We start from the raw sequence: 13,872 nt of genomic DNA, 5'->3' as shown, positions 1-13,872 counted from the left end.
GTGCGACAGGAGAAGCAATCCACCATGTCCATAGCACTCTGTTCGGGGATATATTAAAGAACCGATTGGCTTCCCTTCCAATCACTTCAGCGAAAGGCGTGCTCATGCACTTCCCTCCCTCCCCACCCGACCAGCCGTGGCGGCGCCTCGTGCGCATTGCCCTGGCTCTTCCCCTCATCGCCGCCGCAGCCGTGGCGGCTCCGGCTTCCGCCGATACCGACATCACCGTGGAAGGGCTCTACCACACAGCCGGTACCGGCTGTCATGGCTCTGACAACGCCGAGGGATGTCTGACCTGGAGAGTTCGCATCCCATCGGCCATCGCCCCGAAGGGCTCCACTAACGTCACCATTGAGGCCGACTCCGTGCCGGGCCAGTGGACCTGGTCCTGCCCCTCCCCGGAGGGTAACGAAGTGGCCGGGACGAGCTCCTTCTACATCGACAAGGGCGAGGGCGAGCCACCGGCCTTGATGGCGGACTCCGGATTGAGCTCCGTCTCCGAGCTGTACAACCCCCTGCTGGATGACAGCATCGGCTCGGTCAAGGCTGTTTCCTGCACTCCTGAGCACCTGAAACTGACCTATACGGTCAACTTCTACACCTACTGGGACAAGACCAGCTACTTCGATCTGGACCTCGGGACCACTGTGGTGGCGCCCGGTGTGGATACGCGCAGCTACCGTTTCACACCCACGATCGAGGTCTCCACACGCAACGCGATTCTTCGGCCCGCTGTCACAGCGCACAAGCCTGCGGCCAGCGCGGCTCACGCCACCGTCTCCACCAATGAGGTCACGGTCGAAGGAGCCGCCAAAGACACTGCCCGCTTCACTATGACGGCGAGGAACGACTCCACTACCGTCCTGTCTGACTTCACCATCTCCGCGGGACGCGTCAGAGGGCGGGCTCAAGCAGCCTCTGTGACCTGCGACCTGACCGCCTTCGGCGGCGAGGTCGTCTCCGCCACGGGACCGGCCGAGAGTCTCACCGTCTCCAGCGGCACGGCGAAGGTCCCCCAGGGCAAGGAGATCACCTGCCAGGTGGACCTCAGCGGCGTGGTGGGACGCAACAGGGTCAAGGCCGCACTGACCACCGGCGACCAGACCTTCTCCAGCGACTACGTCAAGGACCGGCCGGTGGTCGAGGTCTCGACTCATCCCACGGATCTCCTGGTCGAGGCCGACCCCACGGGCACCTATGAGATCGAGGTCGGATACACCGTCACCTTCACCAACAACACCGACGCCGACGGATCCGGCTCCGATATCGTCCTGCGGCCCCGGGTCCCCACCGGCTTCACGCTCAAGAGCGTGACAGGTACTGGTACCCCGCAGTGGGTCGGCCCGGACAGCTACGTCATTCAGGATGACGGCTCCTTGTCATTGCGCACCGGTGAGTCCCTGAACGCCCACTCGTCAACCACGATGACCTTCACCAGCATCTACGAGGTCAACGCAGAGGCGGTCACTGAGGACACCTGGAAGGCCCTGGGCACCTGCAACCCCCAGGACCCCTCCCAGGGACTGACCACGCAGATCGACGTCACCGGCAGTGAAGGCGGCTCCGAGGCCGGGACCCACTCGATCTGCACCCCCGTGACACGCACAGGTAACTAGCACCTCAAGGGTGCTGGCCTCCCGGGCGCCCCCTTCACCATCACCGGATTCGCCTGCGCCACCGGCGGTCCTCCTCCCTCACCGGGAGGGCGGGACCGCCGGTGGTGCTGGCCGCCGCCGTGAGCCTGCGGCAGCCACCGCATCCCGCCCGGCGGTAGGGTGGCACCCATGGCCAGCCTTCTCAATCGGATCCTCACCCTGCTCGGACACGCCGCCTCCGACGCCCTTTCCCAGAAGTCCTCGACGCCGTCCGGCACGTCCGACAGCACGCCATCCGGTTCGGCCGAGCCTGCGCAGTCCCGCGCCCCCAAGTCATCGGCGGCGAAGCCGTCACCGACCCGGACCCGCTCCCACGACAGCGGCGCCGGGGCGGGTACGACGGCCCCCTCGTCGCGGGGTGTCGGCGTCTACGACGTCTCCACTCTGGGGCTGCCCACCTTCAGCTACTCCCCCGACCCGGACGGCGACGCCGACCCCGGCGAGGTGGTGTGGGCCTGGGTTCCCTTCGAGGAGGATCCCACTCAGGGCAAGGACCGGCCCGTCCTGGTCCTGGCTCGCCATGAGGCCCGCCTGGTCGTGGCCCAGATGACGAGCAAGGACCACGACCGTGACGCCGCCCAGGAGGCGCGCTGGGGACGCTTCTGGCACGACGTCGGCACCGGTGACTGGGACCATCAGGGCCGCCCCAGCGAGGTGCGCCTGGACCGTCTGCTCCTGGTGGAGCCGGCCTCCGTACGCCGTGAGGGGGCCACGATGCGACGTGAGGTCTTCGACGGCGTCGTGGCCGCCCTGCGCCGCCACCACTCCTGATCGCCTCCCGAGCCCGGCCTGAACGCGGAGGACCGCAGAAGGTCCATGGGCGATGCACCTCACGCCTGGACCCGGCTTCGTGCCTGGGGACACGGGGATCCTGAATGATACAGTCGCCTACTGGACCTCTGGCCTGGCCGGCTGCGGGGTCCGGCGACCGGGTCAGCCAGGTGCCCCACCACCTCATGTCAACCCGTGGCGCGAACCCTCTCTCCGGCCATCGACCAATCAGACGCGAGAAAGTTTCACCGTGGCGAACATCAAGTCCCAGATCAAGCGCATCAAGACCAACGAGAAGGCCCGCCTGCGCAACAAGTCCGTCAAGTCCGAGCTCAAGACCTACGTGCGCCGCGTGCGCGAGGCCGTCGAGGCCGGTGACAAGGACGCCGCGCTCGAGCACCTCAAGGCCGCCTCCCGCAAGCTGGACAAGGCCGTCTCCAAGGGCGTCATCCACAAGAACCAGGCCGCCAACCGCAAGTCCAAGCTCGCCAAGCGCGTCGCCTCCCTCTGAGGCCACCGCAGCAGTGAGCACCTGAAGGGCGCCTCCCACCGGGGAGGCGCCCTCCCCTTTTTCCCACACTCGTTCCCTGACCCTCACCACGTTCATCAGACCGCCTCAAGGAGAGCCCATTGCGCATCGGATTCGACCGCGACAAGTACCTGCGGATGCAGTCCAGCCACATCGCGGAGCGCCGCGCCCAGTTCAGCGGCAAGCTCTATCTGGAGTTCGGCGGCAAGCTCATTGACGACATGCACGCCTCCCGCGTGCTGCCGGGCTTCACCCCGGACAACAAGATCGTCATGCTCGCCGAGCTGGCCGACGAGGTCGAGATCGTCATGGCGGTCAATGCCAAGGACCTCGCCCGCAACAAGGTCCGCGCGGACCTGGGCATCCCCTACGAGGACGACCTGCTGCGTCACATCGATGCCTTCCGCAGCTATGGGCTCTACGTGGGCAGCGTCGTCGTGACGCAGTGGACTGACGACAACCGCCAGGCCCACGACTTCAAGCGCAAGCTCGAGGCGCTGGACATCACGGTCTACCGCCACTTCCCCATCCCCGGCTACCCCGGTGACGTCGCCCGCATCGTCTCGGCGGAGGGCTACGGGCGCAACGAGTACATCGAGACCAGCCGGGACCTCGTGGTCGTCACCGCCCCCGGCCCGGGCAGCGGCAAGATGGCCACCTGCCTGTCCCAGATCTACCACGACCACCAGCGGGGCATCTCCTCGGGCTACGCGAAGTTCGAAACCTTCCCCATCTGGAACCTGCCCCTGGACCACCCGGTCAACATCGCCTACGAGGCCGCCACCGCCGACCTCGACGACGTCAACATGATCGACCCCTTCCACCTGGCGGCCCACGGTGTCCAGACCGTCAACTACAACCGCGACGTCGAGGTCTTCCCGGTCCTGAGCCGCCTGTTCGAGGAGATCCTGGGCTCCTCGCCCTACGCCTCCCCCACGGACATGGGCGTCAACATGGCCGGTAACTGCATCAGCGACGACGATGCCTGCCGGCAGGCCGCCTGCCAGGAGATCATCCGCCGCTACTATCGGGCCCTGGTGACCGAGAAGCGTGAGGTCATCGCCCCCGTCCAGTCCCAGCGGATCGCGCTGCTCATGGCCAAGGTGGGGGTGAGCAAGGAGGACCGTCCCGTCGTGCAGCCTGCGCTGGAGGTGGCCACGGCCACCGGCGAGCCGGCCTCGGCGATCGAGCTGCCCGACGGGCGCATCGTGACGGGCAAGACCTCCGCCCTATTGGGCTGCTCCTCGGCGATGCTGCTCAACGCCCTCAAGGTCCTGGCTGGGATCGATGACGACATCAACCTGCTGGCCCCGGCCTCCATCGAACCCATCCAGAAGCTCAAGACCCAGAGGCTGGGCAGCCGCAACCCGCGTCTACACACCGATGAGGTGCTCATCGCCCTGGCCGTGTCCGCCAACGGGGACGACAACGCCCGCAAGGCCCTCGACCAGCTCGAGACGCTACGGGGCTGCGACGTCCACACCTCCACGATTCTGGGCTCGGTGGACGAGGGCATCTTCCGGGCGCTGGGTGTCCAGGTCACCAACGAGCCCGTCTACGCCACCAAGTCCCTGTACAGGAAGCGCTGATGTTCACCGGAATCGTTGAGGAGCTCGGGCAGGTCGTTGCGCTGGAGCACAGCGCCGCCCTGGAGGCGCGCTCCGCCCGACTGTCGGTTCGAGGACCGGTCGTCGTCGAGGGCACGCGCACGGGCGACTCGATCAGTGTCAACGGCTGCTGCCTGACCGTCTCGGAGCTGTCCGACGGCGTCTTCGTCGCCGATGTCATGGCCGAGACCCTCCAACACACCGGTCTGGGGGCCCTGGCGCCTGGGAGCCGGGTCAACCTGGAACGCGCCCTGCGCCCCGGCGACCGCATGGGAGGGCACATCGTCCAGGGGCACGTGGACGCCACCGGGACGCTGCTCGCCCGGCACCACGAGGAGCGCTGGGACGTCCTGGAGATCTCGGTGCCCGATGAGCTGATGGGCTATGTGGCCGTCAAGGGCTCAATCGCCATCGACGGCATCTCGCTGACCGTCGTCGACGGCGCTGGGTCCGAAGGCACCGGGGGCCGCGTGACCGTCTCCCTCATCCCGGAGACGTTGCGGCGCACCACGCTCGGGCTCACGCAGGTCGGCGAGGCGGTCAACCTCGAGGTCGACGTCATGGCCAAGTACATCGCTCGGTACCTTTCCCGGTACGTCCCTGACAACGTCCCACAGAGCGCCGGGTAGCGCCTTCCCGCTTACGCCGATGCGGGTCGTGGCGGCTCAGCGCCGGCGGGTACCGGAGCGGCGGGCGTTGCAGATCGTGAGCACCGCCCGCTCGACGGCGTAGACGGGGTCGCGGCTGGCCCCCTTGGCCTCGGCGTCGGCCCGGGCCACGGCCAGGATCGAGGCGGCCAGGGCGTCATCGGACCAGCCCTGGAGCTCGCGGCGGGCCCGGTCCACCTGCCAGGGGGCCATTCCCAGCTCGGCGGGGCTCATGCGTCGTCCCCCGGCGGCCGCGACCCGGGCGAGCTGGCGCACCTTCATGGCCAGGGCCGCGACGATGGCCACCGGGTCGGTGCCGGTGGCCACGGCGTGGCGCAGGGCCGTGATGGCGGCCGGGGTGTTGCCGGCCGCGGCGGCGTCGGCCACGGTGAAGCCGGTCGCCTCGATGCGTCCGGCGTAGTAGGTGCGCACGTGGTCGACGCTGATGGTGCCCTGGGTGTCGGCGAGGAGCTGGTCGACGGCGGAGCACAGCTCGCGCAGGTCGCTGCCCAGGGCATCGACGAGAGCGCCGACGGCCTCGGGTGCGATGCTTCGCCCGGCGCGGCGCACATCGGCCACGACCAGGGAGGACTTGTCCTTGGCGCTCTTGATGGCCTCGCACTGGATGGTCGGATAGGGCGAGGCCTTGATGGCGTCGAGCAGACGTTTGCCCCGTTGGCCCCCGTTGTGGCGCAGGATGACGCTGACCTCGGGGTCGGCGGCGCTTACGTAGGCGATGAGGTCGCTCAGGAGGGCGTCAGTCATCTGCTCCAGGGCGGGGACGTAGACGAGCCGGGGCTCGCCGAACAAGGAAGGAGACACGAGGGTGTCGAGCTGGTGGGGCTCGTAGGTGGCGGCCTCCAGGCGAGTGATCTCGGTGGTGGGATCCTTGGCCCTGGCCTGCGCCAGAAGACTCCTCATCGCTCGGTCGGCGAGGACCTCCTCGCCGGCGCGGATGAGGACGATCGGCGCCAGCTGGGCCTGGTCCCAGCGCAGTCCAGCCGGTGCCTTGCGCGGGCCCCGGGAGCGGGAGGTTCGGGTCGCTGCCATGGGGCAAGCCTGCCACGAGTGGGCCGCATCAATCCTCTGGCTCCTTCCAGCAGGGCGCTGCGGGTGCGGGGAGCCACCGCGAGCAGGACCCCTATCTCGCAGGCCCCCAGTGCCAGGGCCCCCGTGAGACCCTCCGGCCAGGGCAGGGTGGCGCCGGGCAGGTGAGCGAAGAAGTCGGCGACCCACACCATCCAGGAGCAGGCCGCGAGCGCCGGCCAGGCGATGACGGCGGCGGCCGCTGGCCAGGCCGGAGCGATCAGCGCCGCCAGGAGCCCGCTGATGGTGGCGATGACGGCCGCCGGCTCACTGAGCAGGTTGGCGGGCACCGACCATGCCCCCAGCGAGGGCTGAAGGAGAATGAGGATCGGCCCGCAGGCGGCCTGGGCCACCAGCGGCAGCGCCACGGCGGCGGCAAGCCACCTGGGCAGGCGGTGCGAGAGGTGGGCCGCGACCGGCTTGGAGCCGATGACGATCCCGGCGGTGGCCACCACGGACAGTGCGAAGCCGTAGTTGCGGGACTGCCAGGGGTCGATGAGCAGCAGGACGATGGCTCCGGCGCACAGGGCGGGCACGGAGGCGGCGCGTCGCCCGGCGACGACGCCCAGCAGCATGACGGCCCCCATGGTGGCGGCGCGCAGTACGGAGCCCGAGGGGCGCACCAGGATGACGAGGAGGGTGAGCATGACCGTGCCGAGCAGTGCCCGCCACCGTCGGGGCAGCGCCCCGAGTCCGGTCAGCCCCAGTCCCAGGATGATGGCGACATGCTGCCCGGAGACGGCGGTCAGGTGGGTCATGGAGACGGTGCGCATGTCCTCGCGCACCTGGTCCGGCAGGGCGTGGTCGTCTCCCAGGGCGACGCCCGGCACGAGGGTGCGGGCTCCCGGCGGCCATACGCCTGCCCTCTCCTCGGCTCCTTCAGCGCCCTGAGCTCCGACTGCCTGGGCGAGACCAGCGCGAATGCTGGTGACGGCCCCGAGCACCCCGCTCGGTGGGCCAAGCACCGTGAGACCGGCGCGCTTGGGGACGATGGCGGCCTCAGTGCGTCCCGGCCCGGTGGGGCGCAGGCGCGTGCGCACCTGGACGCGGGTCCCCAGGGGCAGGCTCAGCCACTGCGTGTCGCCCAGGACGGTGGCGCTCAGAGTGGAGTCTCGTGCATCGACCTGCTCGACGTCGAGGGCGGTGATGACCAGGGTGGATCGGCTGGTGGCTGCGACTCGCGGCTCCTGGGAGACGGTGCCGATGAGGGTGACCGGCTGCCCGGAGGCCACCGCCATGCTCAGGGGGTCGCGCTGGCGAGCCCACAGGTGGGCGGCGCTGATGGTCAGGACCGTCGCGGCGCACAGGGCGCACACGAGCAGGCTGGCGCTGAGGGTTCCCATGGCCCTGGGGTCATGCTCGGGGGCGCCGGGGCGCGGGTCGGCCCGGTGGCGCGGTGGCCGGAAGCGCAGGACGGGGACGACGAGTACCGCAGCCAGGACTGTGCATCCGGAGGCCAGGAGCAGGGCGTGTCTCCAGGCATCTGCTGCCTCGAGTCCGACGGCCCACCAGGCGCCGACCCAGCAGGTGAGCGCCGGGGCCAGCAGGCGCAGGTCGAGGGCCTCGGGGGCCTTGGAGGAGGTGGCGTGCCGATGTCCGTCCCGGTGCCGGTTGCGGCCCTGTTCCTGGCGCCGGCGCTCGTGGAGCGCGGGGTCGTCCCACGGGGCCCTGGGACTGATCCCACCACTCCCATCATGCTCCCCGTTCATACGGTGGCCTGCTCCCGCAGTCCCTCGAGCTTGGCCTTGCCGATACCGGGGACGTCGGTGAGGGCGTCGACGGTGGCGAAGGGCCCGTGGGAGTCGCGGTACTCCACGATCCGTTGGGCCAGGGACGGGCCGATGCCGGGCAGCTTCTCCAGGTCGGAGGCGGAGGCCGTGTTGATGTTGATCGTGCCGGATGCGCCGCCATCACCGGGTTTGCCCGGGGCTGCTGACGCCTTGGGGGTGGCGGCTCCACTGGCTTGCGGTGCGGGGTCGGGCAGGACCTCACCGACGCGTGGGACCCGGATCTGCTCACCGTCGGTCAGGACCCGGGCGAGGTTGAGCTGCTCGGTGTCGGCGTCCGTGGAGGCTCCTCCGACGGCGTTGATGGCGTCGGTGACGCGGCTCCCCGGGGCCAGGGTCACCACTCCGGGCCTGGTCACCGCCCCGGTGACGTGGACGACGACGTTGCCGGCTGGAGCCGTCGCGACACCCGGCCCTGCCGCCGATCCCGTGGTCGGCGCCGTGGCTGGTTTCATGCCTGGTGCCGCGGCCTGCCCTGTGGGTGGGGGCCGCATCGCCGCGGAGGCCCCCGCCGCTGCCGCCGGGGCCTCTTGGCTGCCGGTGCCGGCGGAGACCATGACTGCTCTCAGTGCCAGGGCGAGAGCCAGGATGAGAAGAGCGGAGCCGGCGATGACCGCGGCTCGTGGCGCGATCGCGAGTCGCCTCGGCCGACGCTCCGGCTCCTCGGGGTCGGTCGAGCAGGCCAGACGCACAAGGTCATCCAGGGACCTGTTCGTGCTGTTCCTTCTGGCTCCCATGTCCTCGACGGTAGGGACTGGATCCGCGCGACGCATGGTGAGGCTGTCTGCCCTGTGGAGAGCACTCGTCGTCGGCGGCCTGTGGCAACCGGGCCGCGTCGTCGGCCCCGGCTCAGAGGTTCCGCAGGTCCGGGGCGACGGCGATGCCGAGGGCGCCAGGGCCCACGTGGGTGCTCGTCGCCTCATCGACCGGGAGGGTGAGGACCTCGGTGACGTTGGCTCCTGCCTCCTCCATGGCCTGACGCAGACCGGTCTCGAGCAGCCCCAGCATGTCGGCGTCGTCTCCTTGAAGGACCAGGCGCACCGGGTCGGCGGGGTGCCTGGGACCGGACAGGGCGGTCCCGCCGGCGACGCGGACGGCCTGCGCGATGAGGTGGCGCCTGGCGCGGGCTGCGCCGCGCACGGTCTCCAGCGTCCGGATGCCGTCTCGGGTCAGGGCCAGGACCGGGCGGATTCCGAGCACGCCGTCCAGGCGCGCCGTGGTGCGGTCGATCCTCCCCGAGCGGGCCAGGCGCCCCAGGTCGTCGACGACGAAGAACTGGAAGGAGCGGGCGGTGCTGGCCTGAGCGATGGCGGCACCGCGACGGGCGTCGTGGGCGCCGGCGGCGGCCAGCACCGCAAGTCCCAGAGCACCTGAGCTGGTGCCGGAGTCGACGACGCGCAGCCACTGCGGGCGACGGCGCCCCACGCTCCCGCCCTGACCGCTGCAGTCGTCCCGGTACTCGGCCTCGAGCTGGGCGGCGGCGATGCGGGCGTTGTCCATGGTGCCGGACAGGGCCGAGGAGATGTGGATGGCCAGGACCTCTTCGGCCCTGCTGGCCGCACGCCGGTAGGCGTCCATCAGCTCCTGGACACTGGGTCGTGAGGTGGTCCCGGGCTCACCGTTCTCAGCGGGGATGGCGTGCAGCGGCACCACCTCGATCGCACGGTCACGCAGGAGGGGCTCCGTCAGGCAGGCGGCGGAGTCGGTGACGACGGCGAGCGACATGCCGCATACCTTATCGGCAAGCCCCGCACGTACCAGCAAGGCGCCGCACGCTGTGGCTGCTGTGGCTGCTGTGGCTGAAGGCCGGCGCGCCCCGGGGCCCGCCGGCCTTCAGCCACGAGAGGTCAGGAGGTCCTCGTAGAGGTTGATGAGCCGCCTGGTCATCGTCTGGGAGTCAAACTGCTGCGCCACTTCCAGGGCCCCGTCGGACAGCTCGGCGAGCCGGGCGAAGTCCTCCCCCTCGATCCCGTCGGTGAGGATCGCGTTGCGCTCGGTGAGGCACTCGGTCATCCGCTCGTCGCAGTAGACGATTGGAAGCCCGGAGACGGCGGCCTCCAGGAACACCATGGGCTGGTTGTCGAAGTGGTAGGAGGCCAGGGAGAAGACATCGGCCTGCTTGAGCAGGACGGCGACCTCATCCGGCGAGCGCCTACCGGCCAGTACCACCCGGTCCGCCACCCCGAGCTCCTCGGCTCGCTTCCCCAGCTCCTCCTGGGAGGGACCGGGGCCGACGAGCACCAGCTTGACCGGCATGTCGGCCAGGTGGGGCATGGCCTCGATGAGCGTCATCTGCCGCTTCTCCGGACTGAGCCGGGCCACGCAGATGATGATCTTCTCACCGGGGGCCTTGGGGATCGGTGAGTCGGCGGCGCGGGCACTGCGGTAGCGGGTGGAGTTCAGCCCGTTGGGCAGCACCATGCAGGGGGTGGTCAGTCCGCCGTCGTCGATGAGGATCTGGGCCAGGTGCTGGGAGGGCGACAGGCAGGCGTCGCACTTGTTGGCGAAGGCCGCCGTCAGGCGCCATCCCTGGCGGGACAGGGCCGTCTTCATGTCACGCTTGTTGAGGTGCTTGATGGTCTCCCGGTGGACGCGAGGCAGGACCGGCAGCGACTTGAGCGCCACGGGGAAGGCGACGGAGAGGGCCAGCAGGCCCGAGACCACGGCCAGCGGATAGTCGTCGATGAGCTCGGTGTAGAGGGTGTGGATGGTGGTGACGTGGGGAATGTTCTGACGCTTGGCCACCCAGTGGGCCAGCACACCCAGGCTGAACTGGGTCTGGCTGTGGACGATGTCGAAGTCGTAGGCGTCGAAGCGTCGGGCCAGGCCGGGATAGATGGTGGCGACCTCTCGGCTGTCGAAGACGTAGTAGCGCGACGAGGACAGGCGGATGACGTGGTCGTCGGTCTCCTCATGGCCCTCGGCCTTGGGGGCCACCACGTAGACCTCGTGTCCCATGCGTTCCAGGGCGGAGCGGAAGGTGGCCGTGGAGGTGGCCACGCCGTGGACGGAGGGGAGGTAGTCGTCAATGAAGAAGGCGATCCGCATGGCACTCACCTGATCCCGCGGGAGGGGTGTACCAGCAACTGGCCCATGAGGGGCGGCTCTTCCGGAAACAACGACGCAGGGGGCAACATGGGGCGTGTAGACCTCGCGGCACTGGGGACGGGCAGGTGTGGGATCGGACGTATCGTCTCAACGTCATTGAGGCCCGAGGCTACCCTCTCGGCCCGGCCCCTGCCTCCATCGCGGTCGGAAATGGCGCAGGCTCCACTGGCACGCCCTGGTCAGCGCACTGGCAGGTTCGGCGTTTACGATGAGTCCATGACCGATTCCGCTGAGATCGCACGCCTCAAGGCCGAGGCCGCCCAGGCCGCCGCCGAAGCCGCCGCAGCCAAGGCGGCCGCCGCTCAGGCGGCCCTCGACGCCGCCATCGCCTCCACCCCGGCCTCGGCCGTGGAGCAGACCGGTGAGCCCCGCACTACTGACGGAGAGCCCGCCGCTCAAACGGCCGACGCCGTCCCCTTAGCCGAGCCGGTTGCGGAAGCTGCCGCACAGCCGGCGACGGACCAGGCTCCGGCCGGCGAAACGGCGCCGGCTGCTGAGCAAGCCCAGGGGCAGCCCCAGGGGCAGTCCCCTGCGCAGGCTGAGGCCGCTGCTCCGGCCGACCAGGCATCGGGGAACGAGGGGGCCGGGGAGTCCGCCTATACCGCTCAGGTCCGTTCCGGCTACGGCTTCTCCTCCCCCACGCTGCCAGTGGGCACCTACCTCGATACGCTCTCCGGTGGTGACCCCGCGGCGGTCAAGGGCCTGTCGGTGGGCATCCCACTGGGGCTGCTCAACCGGCACGCGCTGGTGGCCGGGGCGACCGGCACCGGTAAGACCCGCACGCTCCAGCTCCTGGCCGAGGGCCTGTCCAGTGCTGGCGTCCCGGTGTTCCTGGCCGACGTCAAGGGGGACCTGACCGGCCTGGCCGAGGCCGGGGCCTCCAATGACAAGATCGCCTCCCGCATCGCCTCCACCGGTCAGGACTGGAAGGGCCAGTCCTTCCCCATGGAGCTGTTCAACCTCGGTGGGTCGGACTCCGGCGCAGGCATCAGCGGCACCCCCATCCGCACGACGGTCACCGAGTTCGGGCCGATCCTGCTCTCGCGGGTCCTGGGTCTCAACGACACGCAGGCCTCCGCCCTCCAGCTGGTCTTCCACTGGGCGGACGGCCAGGGGCTGGCCCTGCTGGATCTGAAGGACCTGCGCGCCGTCGTCGACTATCTGACGAACACGGACGCCGGCAAGGAGGAGCTCAAGACCATCGGCGGGGTCTCGGCGGCCACGGCCGGGGTCATCCTGCGGGAGATCGCCGCCCTGGAGGCGGCCGGAGGCGAGGCCTTCTTCGGCGAGCCGGCTCTCGACGTGCGTGACCTCATGCGGGTCTCCCCCGATGGCCGGGGCGTCATCTCCGCCCTGGAGCTGGCCGACATCCAGTCCCAGGGAACGCTGTTCTCCACCTTCCTCATGTGGTTGCTCGCCGAGCTCTTCGAGACCCTGCCGGAGGTCGGCGACCCGGACAAGCCCACCATGGTGTTCTTCTTCGACGAGGCCCACCTGCTGTTCTCCGGCGCCTCGAAGGCCTTCCTGGAGGCCGTGGTGCGCACGGTGCGGCTCATCCGCTCCAAGGGTGTGGGCATCGTCTTCATCACCCAGTCCCCCACGGACGTTCCCGATGAGGTCCTGGCCCAGCTCGGCAGCCGGGTGCAGCACGCCCTGCGCGCCCACACCCCGGCCGACGCCGCCAACCTCAAGAAGGCGGTCTCCACCTTCCCGGTCAGCCCGGTGGACCTCAACCGGGTGCTCACGTCGCTGGGCACCGGTCAGGCCGTCGTCAGCGTGCTGGACGAGAAGGGGCGCCCGGCTCCGGTGGCCCCGGTGGTCGTGAATGTGCCTGCCGCCGTCATGGGGCCGGCCCAGGACGGCACGGTCAACCAGGTGCTGGCCTCCTCACCGATCAAGCCCAAGTACGCCACGGGTGTGGACAACGAGTCCGCCTACGAGCTGCTGGCCCAGCGGGTCCAGGCCGACGCCGAGGCCGCCGAGGCTGCTCGCGCCGCTGAGCAAGCCGCCAAGGAGCAGGCCAAGGCCGATGCCGCCGCGCAGAAGGCCCTGGAGAAGGAGGCCGCCCGCCAGGCGGCTCAGCGTCAGAAGGAGGCCGAGCGCCTGGAGCGCGAGGCCGTCAAGGAGGCCCAGCGTCGCCAGCGCGAGGCGGAGAAGGCCGCCGAGCGCCGCCAGCGGGAGGTCGAGAAGACCATCGGCTCGGTGGGCCGCCAGATCACCCGCGAGATCACGCGCTCCATCTTCGGCACCCTCAGGCGTCGCTGAGCCCCTATTGTCGAGGCACATGGGCGCCACCTTGACCAACCCTCATGTGTCAACCTAAAGTTGACACATGAGGGTTGGGTGGTCGGCGCTGAAGCACGGGGTCACCCGTACGGATGTGGAACACGCCTGGACCAACGCCTTAAGACTGGTCGAGTACGAGTACGAAGGAGAGGAGCGGCTCCTGGTCATCGGGCCAGCAGTTGACGCCACCTTGCTCGAGTTGGTTGCGGTTCCTGCCGCAGAGCCAACCCGGATCATTCATGCCGACCGCCTGCGACCGAAGTTCTACGACTATCTGAGGTGATGACGTTGTCCTCCACACTGACGCACACTCACGACACGACAGGCCTTGAGACTCTCGATCCAAGCAGCACGCCAGCCCGGGACGCCGCGCACTTCCGGGCGATCATTGCCGCG

12 protein-coding genes are annotated in these 13,872 nt (G+C 69.6%); 7 read left to right on the top strand and 5 right to left on the bottom strand.

What is annotated here, in order from left to right; genetic code table 11:
• The first annotated feature begins 104 nt into the window (after positions 1-104).
• The 5 genes from FBF36_RS05470 (at position 105) to FBF36_RS05450 (ending at position 5,191) form a co-directional block, all read left to right on the top strand.
• Positions 105-1,616 (top strand): hypothetical protein, encoded by a 1,512-nt coding sequence (locus FBF36_RS05470; protein WP_138137254.1) that lies wholly within the window; start codon positions 105-107, stop codon positions 1,614-1,616.
• Positions 1,617-1,784: 168 nt separating this feature from the next.
• The gene (locus FBF36_RS05465) at positions 1,785-2,426 is read left to right on the top strand and encodes a type II toxin-antitoxin system PemK/MazF family toxin (RefSeq protein WP_009396925.1); all 642 of its coding nucleotides are present in this window, start codon (positions 1,785-1,787) and stop codon (positions 2,424-2,426) included.
• A 250-nt stretch (positions 2,427-2,676) separates the two neighbouring features.
• Positions 2,677-2,937: a 30S ribosomal protein S20 gene (gene rpsT / locus FBF36_RS05460; protein WP_009396927.1), complete on the top strand. Its 261-nt coding sequence runs from the start codon at positions 2,677-2,679 to the stop codon at positions 2,935-2,937.
• Positions 2,938-3,056: 119 nt separating this feature from the next.
• Positions 3,057-4,544, top strand: a complete 1,488-nt coding sequence (locus tag FBF36_RS05455) for a DUF1846 domain-containing protein (protein WP_138137252.1) — start codon at positions 3,057-3,059, stop codon at positions 4,542-4,544.
• On the top strand, positions 4,544-5,191 hold the full coding sequence (locus FBF36_RS05450) for a riboflavin synthase (RefSeq protein WP_009396929.1): 648 nt from the start codon (positions 4,544-4,546) through the stop codon (positions 5,189-5,191). Before FBF36_RS05455 ends, FBF36_RS05450 begins: the two co-directional genes overlap by 1 nt.
• Before the next feature lie 36 nt (positions 5,192-5,227).
• Here the strand turns inward: FBF36_RS05450 and holA are convergent, their stop codons facing one another.
• The 5 genes from holA to FBF36_RS05425 form a co-directional block, all read right to left on the bottom strand.
• A complete protein-coding gene (gene holA / locus FBF36_RS05445; RefSeq protein WP_263970032.1) occupies positions 5,228-6,130 on the bottom strand; it encodes a DNA polymerase III subunit delta in 903 nt (300 codons plus the stop codon).
• Positions 6,127-8,004, bottom strand: a complete 1,878-nt coding sequence (locus FBF36_RS05440) for a ComEC/Rec2 family competence protein (RefSeq protein ID WP_009397302.1) — start codon at positions 8,002-8,004, stop codon at positions 6,127-6,129. The genes holA and FBF36_RS05440 overlap by 4 nt, the downstream gene beginning before the upstream one ends.
• On the bottom strand, positions 8,001-8,774 hold the full coding sequence (locus FBF36_RS05435) for a ComEA family DNA-binding protein (protein WP_138137810.1): 774 nt from the start codon (positions 8,772-8,774) through the stop codon (positions 8,001-8,003). Before FBF36_RS05435 ends, FBF36_RS05440 begins: the two co-directional genes overlap by 4 nt.
• 157 nt (positions 8,775-8,931) lie before the next feature.
• Positions 8,932-9,807 (bottom strand): DegV family protein, encoded by an 876-nt coding sequence (locus FBF36_RS05430; protein WP_138137250.1) that lies wholly within the window; start codon positions 9,805-9,807, stop codon positions 8,932-8,934.
• Positions 9,808-9,915: 108 nt separating this feature from the next.
• Positions 9,916-11,139, bottom strand: coding sequence for a glycosyltransferase (locus FBF36_RS05425; protein ID WP_034492861.1), 1,224 nt, complete (start codon positions 11,137-11,139; stop codon positions 9,916-9,918).
• A 267-nt stretch (positions 11,140-11,406) separates the two neighbouring features.
• Here FBF36_RS05425 and FBF36_RS05420 point away from each other — a divergent pair, with 267 nt between their 5' ends.
• Positions 11,407-13,455, top strand: coding sequence for a helicase HerA-like domain-containing protein (locus tag FBF36_RS05420; protein ID WP_138137248.1), 2,049 nt, complete (start codon positions 11,407-11,409; stop codon positions 13,453-13,455).
• A gap of 67 nt (positions 13,456-13,522) precedes the next feature.
• Positions 13,523-13,759 (top strand): hypothetical protein, encoded by a 237-nt coding sequence (locus FBF36_RS05415; protein WP_009394867.1) that lies wholly within the window; start codon positions 13,523-13,525, stop codon positions 13,757-13,759.
• Positions 13,760-13,872 lie beyond the last annotated feature (113 nt).

Origin of the sequence: Actinomyces sp. oral taxon 171 str. F0337, assembly GCF_005696555.1 — a bacterium.
GTDB classification, from domain to species: Bacteria; Actinomycetota; Actinomycetes; order Actinomycetales; family Actinomycetaceae; genus Actinomyces; species Actinomyces oris_E.
This window is presented reverse-complemented; position numbering and strand designations above follow the sequence as displayed.